This is a genomic window from Synechococcus sp. MEDNS5 (genome assembly GCF_014279875.1).
GTDB lineage: Bacteria > Cyanobacteriota > Cyanobacteriia > PCC-6307 > Cyanobiaceae > Synechococcus_C.
Map to the genome: position 1 here is coordinate 2,210,631 of NZ_CP047952.1, position 20,599 is coordinate 2,231,229.

Sequence of the window (20,599 nt, forward strand, 5' to 3'; positions counted from 1 at the left end):
CTCAGCGCACCATTGCTCGATCTCACCGACTTCAAGCGCGACCTCTCCGAGCTCACTGACCGCCTGGGCCATGCCCAGGACTGTCTTTGACGTTCCTGCTCTGAACGCACGCCAGCAGGACCTCGAACAACTGGCCGCTCAGCCTGACTTCTGGGACGACCAACAGAACGCACAGAAGCAGATGCGGCGCCTCGATGAGGTGAAGGCAATGCTGCAACAGCTTGAAGCCTGGCAGGGAGCTGTCTCTGACGCGCAGGCCACGCTTGAGCTTTACGACCTTGAACCCGACGAGGACATGTTGGGCGAGGCCCAGGGTGGCCTGAACCAGTTGCGCCGTGACTTGGATCGCTGGGAACTGGAACGCCTGCTCAGTGGTGAGTACGACAAAGAGGGAGCCGTGCTCTCCATCAATGCCGGTGCTGGAGGAACCGATGCCCAGGACTGGGCCCAGATGCTTCTGCGCATGTACACGCGCTGGGCTGAGGACCGCGACATGAAAGTGACTGTGGACGAACTCAGTGAAGGAGAAGAAGCGGGCATCAAGAGCGCCACGATCGAAATCGAGGGTCGTTACGCCTATGGCTATCTGCGCAACGAAAAGGGCACACACCGCCTGGTGCGCATCTCGCCGTTCAACGCGAACGACAAGCGTCAAACCAGCTTCGCCGGAGTGGAGGTGATGCCCAAACTGGAGGAAGATGTCGACATCGACATTCCCGACAAGGATCTGGAAGTCACCACCTCACGATCCGGAGGTGCTGGCGGCCAGAACGTGAACAAGGTGGAAACCGCGGTTCGCATCCAGCACATCCCCACAGGCCTGGCGGTGCGTTGCACCCAGGAGCGGTCGCAACTTCAGAACAAAGAAAAGGCCATGGCCCTTCTCAAGGCGAAGCTGCTGGTGATCGCCCAGGAACAGCGTGCTGCTGAGATCGCCGATATCCGCGGCGACATCGTGGAAGCGGCCTGGGGCAACCAGATCAGAAATTATGTGTTTCACCCCTACCAGATGGTGAAAGATCTGCGCACCCAGGAGGAAACCAACGATGTTCAGGGCGTGATGGATGGCGACCTGGACGCGTTTATCCAGGCCTTGCTGCGCCAGGGTGTGGACAGCCCTGGACAGGATGAGGACAGCTGATCATGCCCGAGCAGGAAGGACCCACCACTCCACCGCCGAGTTTCGTCAAACAGGCGATGCGCAACATGGTGCGCAAAGGGAGCAAAAGCCTGTTCCACTTCGGACTCACCGCCGCTGGCTTCATCGGATTCATCCTTGTGGTGGCCTGGCTGGGACGGCCAACCCTTCCGCAATGAGCGCACGACGGCGCGATCCGGTCGTTCTCGACCTCGCCTTTACAGCTGCTGACGACGCCCAGATCAACACCCTGGGACCATTGGCTTCAACCGGACGGCTGCAGAACCCGGAGCCCTGGCAGAGCGACCTGTGTCGTTGGCTTGAGGCGCTACAGCAGAGGTGGGAGCAGCCAACAGCACCCCAACTGCGGAGCTGTGTGGAGGTGAGCCTGGGCCTGCAATTGACCGGAGATCGAGAGATCGCCGAGCTCAATGGCCGTTGGCGTGGCCTGCCACAGGCAACGGATGTGTTGTCGTTTGCAGCACTTGAGTCGGAGATGCCGCTCCAGCAGGCAACCACCCTGGAGCTCGGGGACATCATCGTGTCTGTCCCAACCGCAGCACGCCAAGCGATCGAGCAGGGACACAGCCTGGAGAGAGAGCTGCAATGGCTCGTCAGTCACGGACTGTTGCATCTCCTCGGCTGGGATCACCCCGATGAGACAACTCTGAACGCGATGATTGCCTGTCAGGAGCGTTTGCTTGCCATGGCCGGTAATGTTCAGTCCCACGGTGAGATCAACTGTGAAAAAGCAGATGAAATCACTGCTGAACCCTGAAGACGGAGCGCCGTTGTCCGAGGAGATCAGCCAGCGCAGCACCCACCAGGCCCATCGAGCTGCCCAACGAGGCGCCTGGCGCATTGCCGGCGACCTGCCGGCCAGTTTCCGGTATGCCACCCAGGGACTGGTTTACGGGTTTGTCAGTCAGAGAAACTTCCGCATCCATGTGTGCATCGGTTCGGTGGTCTTCGGCCTGGGAGTCTGGCTTCAACTGCCCCCCATTCAGCTGGCCGTTCTGGTGCTCACCGTGGCTGCTGTCTTGGTGCTCGAGCTGCTCAACACGGCCATCGAATCGGTGGTGGATCTGGCCATCGGCCGCCGCTTCCACCCCTTGGCAAGGATCGCCAAGGACTGCGCTGCTGCTGCAGTGCTGGTGGCGGCCATCAGCTCGCTGCTGATCGCCCTGTTGCTCCTGCTACCTCCTCTGACCCTTCGCCTCAGTCTTTGAACGATGCTCCTTGTCATCGATAACTACGACAGCTTCACCTACAACCTGGTGCAGTATTTCGGCGAATTAGCAGCCCAGCATCCCCTGGCCTCCGAGCTGCGGGTGGAGCGCAACGACGCCCTCACCGTCGCGGAGATCAGTGCACTCAAGCCCGATGCCATCCTTCTCTCCCCAGGACCTGGAGATCCCGATCAGGCCGGCGTATGCCTGGATGTGCTCAAGCAGCTGTCTCCGCAGATCCCAACCCTGGGCGTGTGCCTGGGGCATCAGGCCCTGGCTCAGGCCTACGGCGGCCGGATCATCCGTGCGCCTGAACTGATGCATGGCAAGACATCCCCCGTGCAGCACCGGGGGGAAGGAGTGTTCGCAGGCTTGCCTCAACCACTCACGGCCACGCGTTACCACAGCCTGATCGCAGAACGCAGCAGCCTTCCTGCCTGCCTTGAAGTCACCGCCGAACTGGAGGACGGCACGGTGATGGGGCTGCGCCACCGCGACCACCACCATCTTCAAGGGGTTCAGTTCCACCCCGAGAGCGTGCTCACCGAGGCCGGCCACAACCTGTTGGCCAACTTCCTGCACCAAGCGGAAAGTCGCTTGCAGCACTGCTAGCTTCCAAAGCCCTCCGGTAGGCCCCATGACCGATCTCCTGCACAAACGGAGTGCTGGCCGCATGGCCTCGGCACTGGCGGCGACGGCTCTGCTCAGCGCACTCTCAACCCCTGCTGCCCGAGCCGCGGGGGTAACAATCACCAGCTATGGACACAGCGCCCTGCTGATCAGCGGAGGGGGACGTTCCGTGCTGGTGAATCCTTTCAAAGCCGTTGGGTGCGCCAAAGGACTGCGCGAACCGCGCGTGAATGCCACAGTGACGCTCGCCAGCTCTGAGCTGCCTGACGAAGGGGCGCGGATCGGAGGCGGGACCTATCTGGTGAAACCCGGGTCCTATCGAGTCGGTGGGCTCAACCTTGAGGGATTTTCGGCGCCCCATGACCGTGTCGGGGGCCGACGGTTCGGCAACGCCACGATCTGGCGGTGGCAGCAGGGTGGCCTCAGCTTCGCCCATCTCGGCGGCAGCGCGGCTCCTTTGAGCGGCGAAGACAAGGTGCTTCTCGGCCGCCCTGATGTGCTGATCATCGGCGTGGGCGGCGGCGGCAAGGTGTACGACGGCAAGGAAGCCGCCGAGGTGGTGAGGCAGCTGAACCCACGGCGCGTGATTCCGGTGCAGTACGTCAGCGGCGATGCGCCCCAGGGCTGCGACCAAGGAGGCGTGCAGCCCTTCCTCGATGCCATGGGTGGCACGAAAGTTCGACGCGTGGGCACAACGCTGTCCCTGCCAGGAACATTGGGGGACAACACCGTGATCGATGTGATGCGCTGAGCCTGGATCAGACGCAGATGCTGCTGTAAGCCCGCCAGAACCGCTGCATCTGCTCGGGGGTGCCGATGCTCACCCGCAAGGATCCATGGAGCTGGGGTTTGCCGGTCATCGAGCGCACGAGGATTCCTCGAGAGCGCAGAGCCTGCTCCACCTCATCAGCAGGCCGCTCTGGCCAAACCAACAGGTAATTGCCGCCGTCACAGTGAAAAACAACACGCGAACGTGTCATTTCCAACACGATCCAGTCTCGCGCGCGTAACACCTCGCTCACATAATTGTTGGTGTAGGCCTGGTCCTCCAGGGCCGCGAACGCCGCCGCCACCGCCAGACTGTTCACGTCGTAGGGGCCGGTGACGCGGCCAACCCTGTCAACAACTCCGGGGTGGCCAATGGCAAAGCCCAGTCGCAGACCAGCCAGACCGGCTGTCTTGGCGAGGGACCGCAGCACCAGCACGTTGGCCTGCGTCTGAAAATCAACGCTCGGCAGCACGCTGTCTCCGGTGAAGGCTTCATAGAGCTCATCCACCACCACCAGCGTGTCCGGGGCAGATGCCGCGAGCGCCAGCACCTGATCCGCCGCAAGGCGGGCGCCGGTTGGATTGTTTGGATTGCAGAGCATCAGAATCCGCGGTTTGCGCTCCAGGGCCGCGCGAAGCGCATCCAGAGGAACCACGAACCCAGGCATGCCATGGGGAATCGCCTCTAGTGCCATCCCTTGCATTGCGGCGCAGGGGGCGTAGTAGCCGAACGTGGGACTCGTTGTGAGCAGGGTGTCGCCTGGAGCCCCATAGGCGTGAATCACCGCATGGATTGCCGCATCCACGCCGTTGAACACCCCCACCTGCTCCGACGTCAGGGGATGCAGCAGGCCCTCCTTCGACGCCTCCAGATTGGTGATGAACGCCTCGCGAAGTCCGTCGTATTCCGGATAAACCGCGATGAGTTCCTCAGGGAACGTTCGAATCGCAGCCACCACCTTCGGGCTGGGGCCCAGGGTGTTTTCGTTGAAATCCAGGCGCAACAGACCGCGACGTCCTTCAAGGGGAGCGCTGTAGCCCTTGAGGCGTTCCACCTCGGGCCGGGATCCAGGGGGAGGGAAAGGTGGAGTTGATCCGGTCATGGCCTCAGCGCGTCACATCTCCAGCAGCCGGGCCCGCGTGCGGGCATCCACCTCCCGGGCCTCCGCCAGGGTGGTGCCGATGCAGGTCATCCCCAGCTTGCCGTGTTCTGAAAGACAACCCAGAAGGTGAAACACGCTTCCGCTCTCCTTCAGAGCGTCGTAATGCAAGCCGGCCTCCGCCACAGCATCGATCAGATCCATGGGCAGCAAGCCACGGAGACGGGGATGCATGAAGTTGTCTGTGGCCAGGTAATGCAGCTCACTGCCCTGGGGAGACAGGAAGGCACCGGTGATGGCATCCATGTGGCCATTGCTGAGAAAGCGCAGCACCTGATGGGGATGGGTGGTGCCACCTTTGCGGAGATTGATCTCAATGGCCTGGAGATCCCAGCGATCGCCGAAACGCCGAGCCAGACCATCCACCGAGAAATGATCCAACGCCCCCAGCTCAGCCAGAGCGTTGCCAACCGCCTCCCCCCAGCGCTGCAGCTCGAGCCGGTAGGCCGGATCGGCCGGGAACTGACAACCGAGATACACCTGGCCGGACTCGCCCCCGAGATGCTGCTCATGGGTGGAGAGCACCTCCACGCAGCCGCCGGGATGAATCACACCCTGCACGCTAGGGGAGGTGATTGCCTCACCACCCTCCAGCCATTCCTCAACCAGTGCCCCCTGATCCTGCAGCTGGCTGCGCCATCCAGCCGCAGGCATGGGCAGGGTTTCCAGCGCGAGCCGCAGGCGGTCACGGCGCTCCTGCGGTGAACAGGCCTGAAGCTGCAGCGGCTCCAGCTCGAGCCTGGCATTGCCCTCGCCACTGAACCCCTGATTGAGCTTCACCACCGCCCGCCGCAACCCCGGCTTGTGATCCAGCAGATCCAGGCTGGCTTCGAGCAGGCCAACGAAGCTATACACCAACTCCGATCCATCCGGATGAGGAAGCCCGCAGCGACGAAACAGGGCACGACCACCGGCCTTGTGGCCCCAGCTGGACAGCTCGGGATCGCACCCCATCAGGGGAAGCTGCAACGCCTCGGACAAGCGGCATTCGAGATCACCGACGTTGTAGCAACTCAGGTAACTGCGCCCCGGCCGCAGGCTGTCGCGGATGCGTTTCAGCAGCCGCGGTCGCTCCAGCAACTTGGCAGCCAGAGGGCGGGGGCTGGCGTCATCGGTATCGAACATCTGCAGGCGCTGGCGGGCATGGGAAATCGGCACCCCTTGCAGCAACTCCAAGACGGAATCCACCACCAGATCAGGCAGCAGCTTGCTGGTGACAAACACCATGCGCGCTCGCGGCTGCCGCAACCGGATGAGCTCGAACAGCTGACGTTCCTCGTAATGATGCGCCCCCTCCACCAGCGCCATCTGCTCCTGGCTCATATTGAGAGATGGCATCACCAGCACATCCCAGGGGTCACTCCCGGGTCCCACCTGAGCGATGTCTGGCTGCAGCTGGCGCTGCAGATCCTGAAAGGACAACGTCAACCCCACACCTCCACAGACCTGATCAATCTGATCCTTTAGCTCCTCATTTCATGATGGAACGGTGTCGGGGCCATGCCCATGGGAGCTAGCTCCAAATTCTCAGACTCACCATCCACCGCAACGTTCAGAGCGTTCGCAGAGAGAGCGGACTACTCGCTGCTGAACCAGTTGAAGGCGGATCCCCAGTCCACAGCGGACGGACGCGATCACCGACCCCGGCAGGTGCAGTCGGGCCACTACGTGCCGGTGCAGCCGACACCGCTCCCCGATCCCTCCTACGTCGCCCACAGTTCCGCCCTCTTCAATGAGCTTGGACTGAGTGAAGCGCTGGTTGATGACGATGCGTTTCGCAGGCTGTTTTCCGGAGATCACGCTGCGGCCGCCGATCCCATGCGTCCCTGGGGCTGGGCCACCGGTTATGCCCTGTCGATCTACGGCACCGAGTACATCCAGCAGTGTCCGTTCGGAACCGGCAACGGCTATGGCGACGGACGGGCCATCTCCGTCTTTGAGGGAGTGTTCAACGACCAGCGCTGGGAGATGCAACTCAAGGGCGGCGGACCGACGCCGTACTGCCGCGGCGCCGATGGCCGCGCCGTTCTGCGCTCAAGCGTGCGCGAATTCCTGGCCCAGGAGTTCATGCACGCCCTCGGTGTACCCACCTCCCGATCGCTGACGCTCTACGTCTCCCAATCCGAGACGGTGGCTAGGCCCTGGTACTCGGAGAACTCACGCTCCTTCGATCCGGACGTGATGGTGAGCAATGCCGCTGCGATCAGCACCCGCGTGGCCCCCTCCTTCCTGCGCGTGGGACAGATCGAACTGTTCGCCCGCCGTGCCCGCAGCAACGCCCACCCCGAAGCACGCCATGAGCTGCAGCTGATCGTGGAGCACCTGATCGAGAGAAACTACCGGCCTGACATTGATCCGGGCCTGCCCTTCCAGCAGCAGGTCATCGCATTGGCACGCCTCTTCCGCGAACGGCTCACATCGCTTGTCGCCCACTGGATGCGCGTCGGCTACTGCCAGGGCAACTTCAACAGCGACAACTGCGCCGGCGGCGGCTACACCCTCGATTACGGCCCCTTTGGATTCTGCGAACTGTTCGACCCGCGCTTCCAACCCTGGACCGGTGGCGGGACCCATTTCTGTTTCTTCAATCAGCCCGTGGCCGCAGAAACGAACTACAAGATGCTCTGGTCGTCCCTGCGCACGCTGCTGGATGGCGACACCCAGGCTCAGGAAGAGCTTGACGCGCTGCATGACGGTTTTGCCAGGGCGATGCAGGAGGACATGGAGGCGATGTGGAGCAGCAAGCTGGGCCTGACCACCTATGACGAAACCTTGGTGACGGAACTGTTGCAGCTGCTGGCAGCAACTGGAGCTGACTACTGCAAGGCCTTCCGCATCCTGTCGACGCTTCCCAGGGACGTCTCCGAGCTGGATCCCAGTTTCTATGTGCCCTGTCCTGACGAACTCGCCGGCCGATGGCAGGGCTGGCTGCGTTGCTGGCGCAGCAGCCTTGAAACCCAGGGTGACCTCCACCAGACGGCCGAGAGGATGCAGCGCATCAATCCAGCCATCACCTGGCGCGAATGGTTGATCGCTCCGGCCTATCAGCGAGCAGAGCTCGGAGACATGAGCCTCATCCATGAGCTGCAGGCGGTGTTCAGGGATCCGTACAGCTCACTACCAGCTGACCTGGCAAGCCATTACGACCAGCTGAGACCTCGAGAGCTCTTCAACGCCGGAGGGCTTTCGCACTACAGCTGCTCATCCTGAGAGTGTTTTGAGCCGTGCCGCCAAGGCATCGCGATCGTCTCCCGCCATCAACGCCAACAGCAACAGCACCCGCGCCTTCTGAGGACTGAGATCACCCGCGGGAAGCAAACCAAGCTTGGCGTGGTCCTCACAGCGGTGCACAGGTCCCATCCCGCAACGGTTGGCGCGGAGCATCAAGGGCCGGGGACCCTGCCACTGCACAAGGGCATCCCGCTCCACAAACGACAGCTGCCCAGCTCCAGTGCCTGTGAAGACCAGACCCTGCACCCCAGCAGAGAGCAACGCTGAAATCAGCGCCTCCGGAGGCTGCACGCATCCATGCAGGATCACCACCTGTGGCCAGTACGTCGGAAGCGCCAGTCCGGCGAAAGGCACCAGTCGATTTCGTTCCATTCCGGGCAGATGGACACCGAGATCATCCACCCAGCCCAGGGGACCTCGGCCTGAACTGTGAAAGGCACCCACCCCCTGGGTGGCACGTTTGCTGACCTGACGGGCACTGTGAATCTGTCCGTCCATCACCACCAGCACGCCGCGGCCACGAGCTTCTGCACTGACGGCCACCTGAACAGCCTGGTAAAGGTTGAGGGGGCCATCGGCGCTGAGAGCGGACGCAGGCCGCATGGCCCCCACCAACACCACAGGCCGGGGATCGTCGATCAGAAGTTGCAGTAGCCAGGCCGTCTCCTCCAGGGTGTTGGTGCCATGGGTGATCACCACGCCCGCGAGGCGAGGATCATCCGCCAGGGACTGCCGGATCCGTTCCACCAGAGAGCGCCAGTGGCTGAAACTGAGGTCGGCACTGTCCACATTCGCGATCTGCTCCACTCGGATCTCGGCGAGTGAGGCCAACTCCGGCAAGGCGTCCAGCAGACCCTCGGCATCGATCACCCCCGCGGCATAGCGATTCAGCTGAGTCGACTCAGGTGCTGTTCCGGCGATGGTGCCACCGGTGCCGAACAGGAGGAGCCGAGGAATGCTGGATACACTCACATGCGGTCCAGGGTGGGAATGCCCAGAAGGCCGAGGCCCGATTTGAGCGTGTCGGCGGTAAGCCGGCAGAGCGCCAACCGGGAGGGGAGGGCCTCCGCGTCAGCCTTGAGCACCGGCACCTGGTCGTAGAAGCGGTTGAACACCTGGCTGAGCTCGAACAGGTAGTTGCAGAGGCGGTTGGGCAAAAGCTCTTCCTCCACTTCGGCAATCACCGCATCGAACTTGAGCAGCTCCCGCACGAGGGCCCATTCCTGGGGCTCGCTGAACTGCAGCTGTGCCGTCGACACCTCCAGGTCACCGCCCTTGCGGGCAATGCCGGCGATGCGTACCACCGCATACAACAGGTAAGGAGCCGTATTGCCCTGCAACGCCAACATCCGGTCGAAGGAGAACTGGTAGTTGGTGATCCGGTTCTGGCTGAGGTCGGCATATTTCACTGCCGCCAGGCCCACGGTGGCGGCGACGTGGTGAATGAACTCCTCGGACTCGCTGCGCTCCTCCTCCTTCAGACGCGAGCGCAGGTCGACTTCGGCCCGCTCCACCGCTTCATCGAGCAGATCCCGCAACCGCACCGTGTCGCCGGAGCGGGTCTTGAGCTTCTTGCCGTCCTCCCCTTGCACCAGCCCGAAGGGCACATGCTCGAGGCGAGCGCCTTCCGGAATCCAACCGGCCCGCTGGGCCACCTGGAACACACCAGCGAAATGATTGGCCTGGCCGGCATCGGTCACATAAATCACCCGGCGGGCGTCATCCCCTTCCGGTGCGGCGCCAAAGCGGTAGCGAATCGCCGCCAGGTCAGTAGTGGCGTAATTGAAGCCGCCGTCGCTTTTACGCACGATCACCGGCAGGGGCTTGCCGTCTTTGCCCTGAACGCCCTCGAGGAAGACGCACTGAGCACCGTCGTCGGTGACCAGCAGCTCGGCGTCCTTCAGCCCATCAATCACCCCGGGCAGGAAGGGGTTGTAAAACGACTCGCCGCGCTCGTTGAGGCGAATGTCGAGCCTGTCGTAGATCTTCTGGAACTCGCGCCGCGACTGATCGCAGAGCAGGCCCCAGGCCTTAAGCGACACCGGATCACCCCCCTGCAGCTTCACCACCTCATCGCGGGAGGTGGTCTGGAACGCTTCGTCATCGTCGAAGCGCTTTTTGGCCTCGCGGTAGAAGGCCACCAGATCGCCCAGATCCACCGCATCGGCGGTCTCTAGCGCGTCCGGGGCGACCTGCTTGAGATGGGTAATCAGCATGCCGAACTGGGTTCCCCAGTCGCCCACATGGTTGAGGCGCAGCACGGGATGGCCGCGAAACTCCAGCACCCGCGCCAGGGAGTCGCCGATGATCGTGGAACGCAGATGCCCCACATGCATCTCCTTAGCGATGTTGGGACTGGAGAAGTCCACCACCACCGGGGCCGGCTGCTCCACCGCTGGTACACCGAGCCGTGGATCTCCCAGACGGCCAGCCACCTCCGCCGCCAATCGCTCCGGACGGACCGTGAGGTTGATGAACCCAGGGCCGGCAATCTGAGGTTCCAGGCAGAGAGCGCTGAAGTCGGGGTCGGCCTGGAGCTGCTCCACAATCGCCGTGGCGATTTGCCGCGGAGCCTGCTTCAGAGGTTTGGCCAGGGGCAAGGCTCCATTGGCCTGGAAATCACCGAACTCCGGCTTACTGGCTGGGGCCAGCTGGGGGTCGAGCGGTTGGGACGACTGTCGGGCGGCCGCTGCCTGCTCCGGAAACGCCCGGTCCATTGCCGCACGCAGCTGAAGATCCAGACAATGGGCGATGCGCAGCATGGAAGACGCGAGGGGCTTGGCAAGCCCTGATCATCCCGCGGCGCCGGCAAAGCGCATGCTCAGATCGAGCCAGCTGCTGCGGGTGACCGGCGCACTGGTGGAGATCAGATCGATGCCGGTGGCGGCATAGGCAGCAAGGGCATCCGGATGAATCCCCGAAGCCTCCAGCACCACAGGTGCAGCATGATCACGGCCGCGCGCTTGGTCCCGCAGTCTCGGCACCAGCGTCGCCAGCTCCTCCGGGCTGAACTCATCAAGCAGCACACCATCAGCTCCTGCCTGCACCGCGGCCATCGCCTCAGCCTCGGTTTCCGCTTCAACGATCACCCGGGCCGGCCAAGGCGCAGAGGCCCTCACCGCAGTGATTGCCGCCTCCACGCCACCGGCCCAGGCCAGGTGGTTCTCCTTGAGCATTGCGGCATCATCCAGGCCGAGCCGATGATTGATCCCGCCTCCGCAGCGCACGGCGTACTTCTCGAGCTGCCGCAGGCCAGGCGTTGTTTTACGGGTATCCGCGAGCCGCACACCGGTTCCATCCAGCCCAGCCACCAAGGCTGCCGTGGCCGTGGCGATGCCCGACAGCCGCATGGCCAGGTTCAGGGCCGTGCGCTCAACAGCAACCAGGGCCGTGGCCGCACCCTCCACCTCCAGCACACGCTTCCCTGACGCGACCCGCTCTCCTTCAGCCACCAGCAGCCGTACCTGGGCCAACGGATCAAGCGCACACACCAAGGGTTCGAGAAACACCCCACCGCAGAACTGTCCGTCTGCTTTGGCGATCCAATGAGCCGCTCCATGGCACCCCTGAAGTGCTGGAGCTGTGAGATCGCCGCGGCCGAGATCCTCCAGCAACCAGGCCTCCAGCTGCCGTTGGAGCTGGGGAGTGATCGGCAAGGGAACCACCATCAGAGCCAACTGGTCCCGGATGCTTCCAGAGCGGCAACGGACGGCCAGGCGCCCCAGCCAAACAGGAGCTGATTCAGGCGGTCAAGCAAGGCCGGCGTCTCCTTCAGCGCCTGGCGAGCAGCCCATTCAGCCTCCTGAACCTGGGCGTCAGGCAGGTCGAGCGCATCGAGGAGGCGCCGATAGGCCACACGCTCATCCGCATTGATGGCACTGGCATCCTCCTCACCCTGGCTGCTGCAGGCCATCTGAAAGGCCAGGGACACCATGGCCATGCGTTCGTCACTGCCTTGGAGCTGAGCCACCCAGGTTTCCACTTCCGTCTCCTGCTCAGCCTGCAACGCCACAAGCGCATCCTCCGGGTCCTCCAGCGGCAGCAGGCGAGCCGAGAGCTTGCTGAGCAGTGCCCGCTCCTCCGAAGCCACATCACCATCCACACTCGCCACCCAGCACAGCACTTTCAACTGGGCCCACTGCGAGGGCTTGAGAGCAGCCAGTGGATCAGTCATCGAAAACGCCAAAGGGGAAGGCCTCCATTCTGGGAGCACCTTGGTCGATCAGTCCCGGTGCAATGGCAATGCACTCCTTACTGAAAGGCACCCTCGCCTCGCTGGACCAAGCTGAGCATGCACTCGTGAAGGGCTCGTGATGGCTGGATTCCCGCTGCGCCTTTTCGGTAGCTGGCGGCCCGGCGACCTGGATGGCTTTCTCGCTCTGGGGCTCGACAACCTGATTCAGATCCTTCTGATCCTCGGGCTGTGCAGGACGGTGCTCGGTTATCCCGACAGCCTTCTTTTCGCTGTGATCCTGCCTGCGACAGGAATCAGCCTGCTGGTAGGCAATCTGGCTTACGCCAATCAGGCCCTTCAACTGGCCCGGCGAGAGCAGCGGGACGATTGCACGGCCCTGCCTTACGGCATCAACACCATCAGCCTGCTGGCCTACGTTTTTCTAGTGATGTTGCCCGTGAAGCTGGCTGCTCTCGGGAGTGGACTGAGCGAGACCGAAGCCATCACGCGCTCCTGGCAGGCAGGAGTGATGGCCTGCCTTGGATCCGGCCTGATCGAAGTTGCAGGAGCTTTCACGGTGACCCGCCTGCAGCGCTGGCTTCCTCGAGCGGCGCTGCTCTCCACTCTGGCGGGCATTGCGCTGGGCTTTCTCGTGTTGGCCTTTTTTCTGCGCACGTATTCCTTCCCATTGATCGGGCTGAGCAGCCTGGCAGTGATTCTCGTGGGCTATTTCGGCAGGGTTCGTTGGCCCCTACCCACGGGCCTGAGTGCCGTTCTGATCGGAGCGATGCTGGCGTGGGCAAGCGGCAGGATCCAGCTCGATCATGAGGCGGTCAGGACTGCCTTTGCTGCGGTAGGCCTTCACTTACCCACCCTTCAGCTCAGCACGCTCTGGCAGGGGCGTGGCGAGCTGATTCCCTGGCTTGGAATCATCCTGCCGATGGGGCTATTCAATGTGATCGGCTCCCTTCAGAATCTTGAAAGTGCGGCGGCGGCAGGGGATCGCTATCCCGCCAGGCCCGCCTTGCTGATTGACGGAATCGGAACCCTTGTCGCGGCCGTTTTGGGATCCTGTTTCCCCACCACGATCTACATCGGCCACCCCGCTTGGAAAGCCCTCGGTGCCCGGTCGGGATATTCGGTGCTGAATGGCCTGGTGATGGCCTCAGGCTGCCTGCTGGGTCTGTTTGGCCTCATGGCGGAAGTGATCCCCATCGAAGCGGGTATGGCGATTGTTTTGTATGTGGGTCTCGCCGTCAGCGCTCAGGCCTTCCAGGCCACTCCCCTGCGCCACGCGCCTGCGGTGGTGTTGGGCCTACTCCCTGGCCTTGCCGGCTGGGGAGCACACCTGTTGAAAGCTGGATTACGCGCCGGTGGTGCAGGCACAGCTGAACAACCGTTTGGCCCAGACCTCGTCAAGACCCTGGCCGGGGCTGATGTCTGGGCCGATGGACTCTTTGCACTGGAGCAAGGTCAGATCATCACCGCCATGCTCCTGGCCGCAATGCTCGTGAACGTCATCGAACAACGATTCCTCGCAGCAGCAGCCATGAGCGCTCTTGCATCCCTCCTTGCCTGGTTCGGAGTCATCCATGCCTGGACTTTCAGCGTGTCCGACACCACGCTCAATCTCGGTTGGGGCACGGGACAACCATGGGCAATCGGCTATGGAGCGGTCACCCTGGTGATGCTGATCGCCCACTGGCTCCCGAAACAGACTGAGGCGTGATGACGCTTTTTCCCAAACGCTGCCATGACCATCCGCGCCGTGCTCAGGCTTGGCCACCCGGCCCTGCGCCAACGAGCCCGTGAAATCCAGGGTGAGGTGTTCGGAACCCAGCGGCTGCAAACACTGATCGACGACCTCCTCGAAACGAAAGCAGCCCGTTCCGGCGCCGGGCTGGCTGCTCCGCAGATCGATGAGCCCTGGCGGGTGGTGGTGGTGGGCATGGGGGCCAACCCCCGTTACCCCCAGGCACCGCCAGTGCCGGAGCGGGTGCTGATCAACCCCGAGATCACACCGCTGAGCAACGCAACCACCGCCGGTTGGGAAGGCTGCCTCAGTGTGCCAGGGCTGCGCGGCGAGGTGGAGCGCTGGCAGCGGATCCGCCTCGCCTGGCGCGATTCGAACGGTTGCTCTCATCAGGAAGAGCTGGAAGGATTCCATGCCCGTGTGGTGCAACACGAATGCGACCACCTCGATGGCGTGCTGTTCCCGGATCGGTTGCGCGATCCCACGGCCTTTGGATTTGAAGCCGAGCTGCTGTCGGACGGACGGATCCCCTGAGGGGGGTCACTTGCCGATACAGAAACGGGAGAAGATCCGATCGAGCACCGATTCGGTGAGCTCCTCCCCAGTGATTTCACCGAGGCTATGGATCGCCTGACGTAGATCGATCGTCCAGAAGTCCCAGGGCAAGCCGTCGGCCGCCACCTGCGCACTGCGGGCCAGGGCATCGGCTGCCTGCTGAGCCAGATCACCCTGGCGCTGGTTCAGGGACAGCAGCAGGGAGCCGTCTGTGAGGGCTCCACAACGCTCCAACATGGCTTGCACCAGCTCAGCCTCCCCAGCTCCGGTGCTGGCACTGAGACGGATATCGACAGCAGAGCCGTTGGGCCGCGCGAGGGCATCCGTGCCAGCAAGATCCAGCTTATTGCCCACCAGCAGATAGGGCACCGCGGCGGGGATGCGTTGCCGAAGGGCTTCATCATCAGGCGTCCAGCCCACGCTCAGATCAAAGAGGAGCAGCACCAGATCAGCACTGACCAGGGCGTCGTGACTGCGGGCAATGCCGAGCCGCTCCACCGCATCGCTCGTCGCCCGGATGCCAGCGGTATCGAGCAGGGTGATCGGCACCCCCTCCAGCACGATCTCGCTCTCCAACAGATCACGGGTAGTGCCGGGCAGGTCCGTCACGATCGCCCGCTCCCGACGGCTGAGCCGATTGAGCAAGGAGCTCTTGCCCACATTCGGACGTCCCACCAAGGCCACTCTCAGCCCATTGCGCAGAGCGGCACCAACCTGACCGTCCTCCACCAGCTGCAACAGCTCGCCACGCACCATCTGCAACTCCTCGAGCAGGTCCGCTCCATCCAGCGGTGGCAGGTCCTCCTCGAAATCCACCCGGGCCTCCAACTCGCTGAGCTGATCCAGCAGGCGTTCACGCAGGACCGTGATCCGTTTCTGAATTCCCCCATCCACGCCGGCCATCGCCAGCTGAGCAGCACGCTGACTGCGCGCCGCCACCAGATCACTGATGGCCTCCGCACGGGTGAGATCAAGGCGACCGTTGAGCACAGCCCGCTGGCTGAACTCTCCCGGAAGCGCGCGACGCACCCCGGGCTGTTCAAGCACCCTTGCCAGCACCCGTTGCACGGCGATCACCCCGCCGTGGCAGTGAATCTCCACCACGTCCTCCCCTGTGAAACTGCGCGGCGCCAGCATCAACAGCACCAGCACTTCATCAATCCGCTCACCGCTTGCCGCCGCCAACACATGGCCGTAAAGCACCTGATGGCTCTCCCAGGACTGGTGGCCAGGAATGCGCGTGACGGACTGCACTGCGGCCTGAGCCTGGGGACCGGAAAGTCGAATCACGGCGATCCCCCCCTGTCCAGGAGCCACCGCGGTGGCCACCGCGGCAATCGTCTGCGCGTCTCGGTTGATCTCCTGCATCGAGCGGCTCACCAGCCCTTGCTCTCCTTCCTACGATTACACCCTTCAAGGCGGTGAAGGGACCGCAGTCGACTCCCATGGGCCGAATGCTGACGGAGGCACGCCAACGCGTGCAAGACGCGCTGCAGTGGCTGTGGCAACAGGAGGGCACACCCGGCCAACGCGCCCGTGGACTGGCTGCAGGGATCTTCTGCGGCTGCTTTCCGATCTTTGGCTTCCAAACACTTCTGGGTATTGCCCTGGCCAGTGTGGTGCGCGGCAATCACCTTCTGGCCGCAGCCGGGACCTGGATCAGCAATCCCTTCACCTACGTGCCCCTTTACTGGTTCAACTTCAGAGTGGGATCGCTGGTGCTGGGTCCGGGACGGCCCTGGCCAGGGTTCGACGCGGTGCGCCAGGAGGGCTTCAGCGACGTGGGTTGGAGCGTTCTGACCCGTCTGGCACTGGGCTCGACCATCACAGGTGCTGTCTGTGCCGCACTGGGCTGGTGGTTGAGCCTGCGCTGGCTGCAGCGCGCCGGGTCATGAACATCAGCGCCATGCTGCCGGCGGCCCTGATCGCCTCAACGCTGGCCCCCCAACCGCTCAAACGACTCAGCTCTGGCCAGTACGGGCAATGTCGAGCACGTCCGCCATCGAGCGAATTTGATCCATGGTGCGCTGCAACAGATCGGCTCCAGCCAGCTCTACACGCAGATCGATGCGGGCCGGTTTGCCGTAGGCCGTTTTAACTCGGGCATCGCTGACGTTGATCGATCCATCTGAAAGACGCATCAGGATGTCTTTGAGAATGCCCACCCTGTCGATCACCTCGATTCGCAACTGCACAGGAAAGCGCTGACCATTGCGGTCGTTCGCCGGATTCCAACGCACCGGCAGACGTCGTTCACTTGGAATCGCCTCCACATTCGCGCACTCTTGCCTGTGAATGGTGATGCCATGGTTGCCGAGTGCCACCGTGCCCACAATCGCCTCACCGGGGAGCGGGCTGCAGCAACCGCCGAGGCGATAGTCAAGCCGTTCCACGCCGAGTATCGGCATGACGCCGGCATGGTCTTGCCGAGCCGGCGTTGATTCAGCTTGTTCCACCAGCTTTCGAGCCACATCCTCATTGCTGAGGGGTTGGGCCTCTGCCTCCGATTGCAGGCGAATTTCTTCCCGCAGCCGATTGAGCACTTGATGGAGAGTAACTGCACCGAAACCGAGGGCAGCCAGGAGATCGTCGGTGCAATGCAGATTGCAACGCTCAGCGACACGCGTCATCGCTTCGCTGTTGAGCAATGCATCAAAACCGTTGCGCCCCAACTCCCGCTCCAGCAGCTCCTTGCCGCGCTGAATCGTTTCATCGCGATGGCTGCGCTTGTACCACTGGCGGATGCGATTCCGAGCCGTTGGCGTGGCCACGAAGTTGAGCCAATCGAGGCTGGGGTGGGCGGTTTTGCTGGTGAGGATGTTGATGAAGTCGCCGTTCTGCAGTGGTGTGGAAAGCGGGCAGAGGCGATCGTTGATCCTCACGCCATGGCAGTGATTACCCACCTCGGAATGAATGCGATACGCAAAATCCACAGCTGTTGACCCCTTGCGCAAACCGAGCACATCACCCTTGGGGGTGAACACGAACACCTCCTCATCGAAGAGATCTTCCTTGATGGAAGCGAGATAGTCGTTGTGATCATCAGAACCTCCCTCCTGCTGCCAGTCGACCAGTTGCCTCAGCCAGTTGAAGCGTTCGGTGTCGCCCCCTGCGGCAGGTGAGCCTCCCTCCTTGTATTTCCAGTGGGCGGCAATCCCGAACTCCGACACCTGGTGCATCTCGAGGGTGCGGATCTGCACCTCGATGGGCCGATGCCGGCCAATCACCGCCGTATGCAGCGACTGGTAACCGTTGGGCTTGGGCAAACCGATGTAGTCCTTGAATCGTCCTGGGATGGGGCGAAAGGTGTCGTGTACCACAGCCAAAGCTCGATAGCAGGCTTCCACGCTCGGCGTGAGGATGCGCAGGGCCGCCACGTCGTAGATCTCGTGGAAGGCTTTCTGCTGGCGTTGCATCTTGGTCCAAATGCCATAGAGGTGCTTGGGTCGTCCATTCACCTCGCAGTTCTCAAGACCCGCCGCCGCCAGCCTGTCACTGAGCAGCTGCACCGTTACACCAAGACGCTCCTCCCGCTCGCTGCGTTTGGTGGCCACCTCCTGCTGCATCTCCCGGAAGGCCTCGGGCTCGAGCAGCTTGAACGAGAGATCCTCGAGTTCCCACTTGAAGCGGCCGATCCCAAGGCGATTAGCCAATGGGGCATAGATCTCGCGGGTTTCACGGGCAATGCGCTGCCGCTTCTCCTCACGCAAGGCCCCGAGGGTGCGCATGTTGTGCAAGCGATCAGCCAGTTTCACCAACACAACGCGAATGTCGCTGGCCATGGCCAGAAACATCTTGCGCAGGTTTTCTGCCTGAGCTTCGGTGCGATTGGTGAAGTGAAGTCCACCCAACTTGGTGACGCCCTCCACCAGCTCCCTCACTTCAGGGCCGAAATGACTCTCCAGCTGCTCTGGAGTCACATCGGTGTCTTCCACCACATCGTGAAGGAAGCCGGCGGCTATCACACTGGCACTGGCACCGATATCGCGCAGCAGATCAGCCACAGCCACAGGGTGCACGATGTAAGGGTCACCACTGGCGCGGAACTGCCCTTCGTGAAGCTGGAAAGCGAAATCGAAAGCCGCGGCCAGCAAGGCCTCGGAATCGGTCGGGCAGCTATGGCCAATCCCCGGGGGGACATGGTTGATGCATTCACGCAGCCAGGGCGGCAGCTCGATGCCGTAATCGTCTGGAGAGCGGATCTGACGGTCGCGTAACGCCACCAAACCGCAAGCGGGGTGAGTCGATCGTTGGTCGATCGGCTGAACATCCGGTGCGGAGGTGGCGTTGAGCATCCGTCCTGGCAGTTCAATCCATGGTATGTAGCCGTCAGCCCCAGCGCCTCCTTCTGCCATGACCGACGCACCTGGGGCCGTTCTGGAACTCCAACAGCTGCGCCTGCGTTACCCGGGCAGCCCCGCCTGGACCCTCGACGGCCTGGATCTACGCCTGGAAGCCGGGGAGCGGCTGGCGCTGGTAGGGCCTTCCGGCTGCGGCAAAAGCACCGTTGCCCGTGCTGCCATACAACTGCTGCCCCAGGGAAGCCGCTGCGAGGGAGGCCTGTCTCTCAATGGCCATGATCCGCGCCGCCTGGCGATTCCCGATCTGCGCGCACTCCGGGGAGACTCGGTCGGCCTGGTGTTCCAGGACCCGATGACCCGGCTCAATCCCCTGATGACTGTGGGGGGGCATCTTCTGGACACCCTTAGGGCCCACCATCCGGAGATGGACGCACCATCGAGGCGGCAACGGGCCGAAGAGCTGCTGGAACAGGTGGGCATCGGTGCTGAACGCTTCAAGGCCTACCCCCATGAATTCAGCGGCGGCATGCGCCAGCGCCTGGCCATCGCCTTGGCCATTGTTCTGCGCCCACCCCTGGTGATCGCTGATGAACCCACCACCAGCCTGGATGTGGCTGTGGCCGGTCAGGTGATGGCCGCCCTGCGTGAACTCTGTGACGACCTCGGCAGCGCCCTGCTGCTGATCACCCACGACCTGGCCATGGCCCACCGCTGGTGTGAACGCATGGCAGTGCTGGACGGAGGCAAGGTGGCGGAAATCAATCGCAGCGACGTGGTGCTCACCTATCCAAGTTCGCGGGTGGGGCAGCGACTGCTGGCGGCGGCCCGAGCTCGGGAGGGGGGGGCAACCCCGGCAGCCCCTTCAGCAACCATGGTGCTGAACGTGCAGGAGCTGCGCTGCTGGCACAACCTGGGCGGGCCGCCCTGGGCCCCAAACTGGTTGAAGGCGGTCGATGGGGTCAGCTTTCAGCTGAAAGCAGGCGAAACCCTGGGAGTAGTGGGCGGATCCGGCTGCGGCAAAAGCACGCTCTGCCGCGCTCTGATGGGGTTGACACCCATTCGCGGAGGACGAGTGCAGCTGTTCGAACGGGACCTGCTGCTGTCCCGGGGACGGGATGCCAAAGCGATGCGTCGCTCCATCCAGATGGTGTTTCAGGACCCCTTGGCGTGCCTCAATCCCGCCATGACGGTGGCAGATGCCATCGCCGATCCTCTGCTGATTCATGGCTTGGAATCCCGTGCCTCGGCGAGGGAACGGGCCCGGGAGCTACTGGAACGGGTGGGCCTGGGACCAGCGGAACGTTTTCAGAACCGCCTGCCTCGCCAGCTGTCCGGGGGCCAGCAGCAACGGGTAGCGATCGCAAGGGCGCTGGCCCTGGACCCGAAGGTGCTGATCTGCGATGAGAGCGTCAGCATGCTGGATGCGGAAATCCAATCCGACGTGCTGGGTCTGCTGCGCCAACTGCAGCAGGAGCTGGGGCTGGCGATGATCTTCGTCACCCATGACCTCTCGGTGGCCAGCGGCTTCTGTCACCGCCTGATCGTGCTGGATCACGGCCACATCGTGGAGAGCGGTCCAGGTGATCAACTGCTGAGCAACCCAAAGGCAGAGATCACGCGAACCCTGGTGGATGCCTGTCCGCGGCTGCCGGTCTGACGC

19 protein-coding genes are annotated in these 20,599 nt (G+C 63.1%); 11 read left to right on the forward strand and 8 right to left on the reverse strand.

Going from position 1 to position 20,599, the window contains the following annotated elements; genetic code table 11:
- The first annotated feature begins 12 nt into the window (after nt 1-12).
- The 6 genes from prfB (at nt 13) to SynMEDNS5_RS11950 (ending at nt 3,748) form a co-directional block, all read left to right on the forward strand.
- Nucleotides 13-1,141 (forward strand): peptide chain release factor 2 gene (gene prfB / locus SynMEDNS5_RS11925; RefSeq protein ID WP_186583560.1). Its coding sequence is split into 2 segments (ribosomal slippage): nt 13-87 and nt 89-1,141, totalling 1,128 coding nucleotides; the frame shifts between segments, so codons are not numbered across the junction.
- Nucleotides 1,142-1,143: 2 nt separating this feature from the next.
- The gene (locus tag SynMEDNS5_RS11930) at nt 1,144-1,317 is read left to right on the forward strand and encodes a DUF3285 domain-containing protein (protein ID WP_186583561.1); all 174 of its coding nucleotides are present in this window, start codon (nt 1,144-1,146) and stop codon (nt 1,315-1,317) included.
- The gene (gene ybeY / locus SynMEDNS5_RS11935) at nt 1,314-1,916 is read left to right on the forward strand and encodes an rRNA maturation RNase YbeY (protein ID WP_186583562.1); all 603 of its coding nucleotides are present in this window, start codon (nt 1,314-1,316) and stop codon (nt 1,914-1,916) included. The genes SynMEDNS5_RS11930 and ybeY overlap by 4 nt, the downstream gene beginning before the upstream one ends.
- Nucleotides 1,894-2,367: a diacylglycerol kinase family protein gene (locus SynMEDNS5_RS11940; RefSeq protein WP_186583563.1), complete on the forward strand. Its 474-nt coding sequence runs from the start codon at nt 1,894-1,896 to the stop codon at nt 2,365-2,367. Before ybeY ends, SynMEDNS5_RS11940 begins: the two co-directional genes overlap by 23 nt.
- A gap of 3 nt (nt 2,368-2,370) precedes the next feature.
- Nucleotides 2,371-2,979 carry an aminodeoxychorismate/anthranilate synthase component II gene (locus SynMEDNS5_RS11945; RefSeq protein ID WP_186583564.1) on the forward strand — a complete coding sequence of 203 codons (609 nt, stop codon included), beginning with the start codon at nt 2,371-2,373 and terminating at the stop codon, nt 2,977-2,979.
- A 25-nt stretch (nt 2,980-3,004) separates the two neighbouring features.
- Nucleotides 3,005-3,748: an MBL fold metallo-hydrolase gene (locus SynMEDNS5_RS11950; protein ID WP_186583565.1), complete on the forward strand. Its 744-nt coding sequence runs from the start codon at nt 3,005-3,007 to the stop codon at nt 3,746-3,748.
- 7 nt (nt 3,749-3,755) lie between these two features.
- Here the strand turns inward: SynMEDNS5_RS11950 and SynMEDNS5_RS11955 are convergent, their stop codons facing one another.
- The gene (locus SynMEDNS5_RS11955; RefSeq protein ID WP_186583566.1) at nt 3,756-4,868 is read right to left on the reverse strand and encodes a histidinol-phosphate transaminase; all 1,113 of its coding nucleotides are present in this window, start codon (nt 4,866-4,868) and stop codon (nt 3,756-3,758) included.
- Between the two features lie 12 nt (nt 4,869-4,880).
- A complete protein-coding gene (locus SynMEDNS5_RS11960) occupies nt 4,881-6,353 on the reverse strand; it encodes a peptide ligase PGM1-related protein (RefSeq protein WP_186583567.1) in 1,473 nt (490 codons plus the stop codon).
- Nucleotides 6,354-6,425: 72 nt separating this feature from the next.
- Between SynMEDNS5_RS11960 and SynMEDNS5_RS11965 the strand changes: the two genes are divergently transcribed.
- Nucleotides 6,426-8,135 carry a protein adenylyltransferase SelO family protein gene (locus SynMEDNS5_RS11965; RefSeq protein ID WP_186583568.1) on the forward strand — a complete coding sequence of 570 codons (1,710 nt, stop codon included), beginning with the start codon at nt 6,426-6,428 and terminating at the stop codon, nt 8,133-8,135.
- On the opposite strand, the gene SynMEDNS5_RS11970 is transcribed toward SynMEDNS5_RS11965, so the two are convergent.
- From SynMEDNS5_RS11970 to SynMEDNS5_RS11985, 4 genes are read right to left on the reverse strand one after another with little or no spacing between them, the layout of a single operon-like run.
- On the reverse strand, nt 8,127-9,128 hold the full coding sequence (locus tag SynMEDNS5_RS11970; RefSeq protein WP_255440165.1) for an asparaginase: 1,002 nt from the start codon (nt 9,126-9,128) through the stop codon (nt 8,127-8,129). The two genes, SynMEDNS5_RS11965 and SynMEDNS5_RS11970, sit on opposite strands and share 9 nt — an antisense overlap.
- Nucleotides 9,125-10,918, reverse strand: a complete 1,794-nt coding sequence (gene argS / locus SynMEDNS5_RS11975) for an arginine--tRNA ligase (RefSeq protein WP_186583569.1) — start codon at nt 10,916-10,918, stop codon at nt 9,125-9,127. The genes SynMEDNS5_RS11970 and argS overlap by 4 nt, the downstream gene beginning before the upstream one ends.
- A 30-nt stretch (nt 10,919-10,948) precedes the next feature.
- Nucleotides 10,949-11,824 carry a carboxylating nicotinate-nucleotide diphosphorylase gene (gene nadC / locus SynMEDNS5_RS11980; protein WP_186583570.1) on the reverse strand — a complete coding sequence of 292 codons (876 nt, stop codon included), beginning with the start codon at nt 11,822-11,824 and terminating at the stop codon, nt 10,949-10,951.
- Nucleotides 11,824-12,330: a hypothetical protein gene (locus SynMEDNS5_RS11985; RefSeq protein WP_186583571.1), complete on the reverse strand. Its 507-nt coding sequence runs from the start codon at nt 12,328-12,330 to the stop codon at nt 11,824-11,826. Before SynMEDNS5_RS11985 ends, nadC begins: the two co-directional genes overlap by 1 nt.
- A 139-nt stretch (nt 12,331-12,469) precedes the next feature.
- Between SynMEDNS5_RS11985 and SynMEDNS5_RS11990 the strand changes: the two genes are divergently transcribed.
- Both SynMEDNS5_RS11990 and def read left to right on the forward strand, forming a co-directional pair.
- Nucleotides 12,470-14,059: an NCS2 family permease gene (locus tag SynMEDNS5_RS11990; protein ID WP_186583572.1), complete on the forward strand. Its 1,590-nt coding sequence runs from the start codon at nt 12,470-12,472 to the stop codon at nt 14,057-14,059.
- Between the two features lie 24 nt (nt 14,060-14,083).
- Nucleotides 14,084-14,617: a peptide deformylase gene (def, locus tag SynMEDNS5_RS11995; RefSeq protein ID WP_186583573.1), complete on the forward strand. Its 534-nt coding sequence runs from the start codon at nt 14,084-14,086 to the stop codon at nt 14,615-14,617.
- Between the two features lie 6 nt (nt 14,618-14,623).
- On the opposite strand, the gene mnmE is transcribed toward def, so the two are convergent.
- Nucleotides 14,624-16,006: a tRNA uridine-5-carboxymethylaminomethyl(34) synthesis GTPase MnmE gene (gene mnmE, locus SynMEDNS5_RS12000; RefSeq protein WP_186583574.1), complete on the reverse strand. Its 1,383-nt coding sequence runs from the start codon at nt 16,004-16,006 to the stop codon at nt 14,624-14,626.
- Between the two features lie 77 nt (nt 16,007-16,083).
- Here mnmE and SynMEDNS5_RS12005 point away from each other — a divergent pair, with 77 nt between their 5' ends.
- Nucleotides 16,084-16,533 (forward strand): DUF2062 domain-containing protein, encoded by a 450-nt coding sequence (locus SynMEDNS5_RS12005; protein ID WP_186583575.1) that lies wholly within the window; start codon nt 16,084-16,086, stop codon nt 16,531-16,533.
- A gap of 66 nt (nt 16,534-16,599) precedes the next feature.
- On the opposite strand, the gene SynMEDNS5_RS12010 is transcribed toward SynMEDNS5_RS12005, so the two are convergent.
- Nucleotides 16,600-18,933: a bifunctional (p)ppGpp synthetase/guanosine-3',5'-bis(diphosphate) 3'-pyrophosphohydrolase gene (locus SynMEDNS5_RS12010; RefSeq protein WP_186586001.1), complete on the reverse strand. Its 2,334-nt coding sequence runs from the start codon at nt 18,931-18,933 to the stop codon at nt 16,600-16,602.
- 58 nt (nt 18,934-18,991) lie between these two features.
- On the opposite strand from SynMEDNS5_RS12010, the gene SynMEDNS5_RS12015 reads away from it, so the two are divergent.
- Nucleotides 18,992-20,596: an ABC transporter ATP-binding protein gene (locus SynMEDNS5_RS12015; RefSeq protein WP_186583576.1), complete on the forward strand. Its 1,605-nt coding sequence runs from the start codon at nt 18,992-18,994 to the stop codon at nt 20,594-20,596.
- Nucleotides 20,597-20,599 lie beyond the last annotated feature (3 nt).

Excerpts from the sequence above, each read along its gene's own strand:
- SynMEDNS5_RS12005 (WP_186583575.1), top strand. The coding sequence starts at position 16,084 with ATGGGCCGAATGCTGACGGAGGCACGCCAACGCGTGCAAGACGCGCTG.
- SynMEDNS5_RS11985 (WP_186583571.1), bottom strand. The coding sequence starts at position 12,330 with ATGACTGATCCACTGGCTGCTCTCAAGCCCTCGCAGTGGGCCCAGTTG.
- SynMEDNS5_RS11930 (WP_186583561.1), top strand. The coding sequence starts at position 1,144 with ATGCCCGAGCAGGAAGGACCCACCACTCCACCGCCGAGTTTCGTCAAA.
- ybeY (WP_186583562.1), top strand. The coding sequence starts at position 1,314 with ATGAGCGCACGACGGCGCGATCCGGTCGTTCTCGACCTCGCCTTTACA.
- SynMEDNS5_RS11945 (WP_186583564.1), top strand. The coding sequence starts at position 2,371 with ATGCTCCTTGTCATCGATAACTACGACAGCTTCACCTACAACCTGGTG.
- SynMEDNS5_RS12015 (WP_186583576.1), top strand. The coding sequence starts at position 18,992 with ATGACCGACGCACCTGGGGCCGTTCTGGAACTCCAACAGCTGCGCCTG.
- SynMEDNS5_RS11990 (WP_186583572.1), top strand. The coding sequence starts at position 12,470 with ATGGCTGGATTCCCGCTGCGCCTTTTCGGTAGCTGGCGGCCCGGCGAC.
- nadC (WP_186583570.1), bottom strand. The coding sequence starts at position 11,824 with ATGGTGGTTCCCTTGCCGATCACTCCCCAGCTCCAACGGCAGCTGGAG.
- argS (WP_186583569.1), bottom strand. The coding sequence starts at position 10,918 with ATGCTGCGCATCGCCCATTGTCTGGATCTTCAGCTGCGTGCGGCAATG.
- SynMEDNS5_RS12010 (WP_186586001.1), bottom strand. The coding sequence starts at position 18,933 with ATGCTCAACGCCACCTCCGCACCGGATGTTCAGCCGATCGACCAACGA.
- SynMEDNS5_RS11965 (WP_186583568.1), top strand. The coding sequence starts at position 6,426 with ATGCCCATGGGAGCTAGCTCCAAATTCTCAGACTCACCATCCACCGCA.
- SynMEDNS5_RS11940 (WP_186583563.1), top strand. The coding sequence starts at position 1,894 with ATGAAATCACTGCTGAACCCTGAAGACGGAGCGCCGTTGTCCGAGGAG.
- SynMEDNS5_RS11955 (WP_186583566.1), bottom strand. The coding sequence starts at position 4,868 with ATGACCGGATCAACTCCACCTTTCCCTCCCCCTGGATCCCGGCCCGAG.
- mnmE (WP_186583574.1), bottom strand. The coding sequence starts at position 16,006 with ATGCAGGAGATCAACCGAGACGCGCAGACGATTGCCGCGGTGGCCACC.
- def (WP_186583573.1), top strand. The coding sequence starts at position 14,084 with ATGACCATCCGCGCCGTGCTCAGGCTTGGCCACCCGGCCCTGCGCCAA.
- SynMEDNS5_RS11950 (WP_186583565.1), top strand. The coding sequence starts at position 3,005 with ATGACCGATCTCCTGCACAAACGGAGTGCTGGCCGCATGGCCTCGGCA.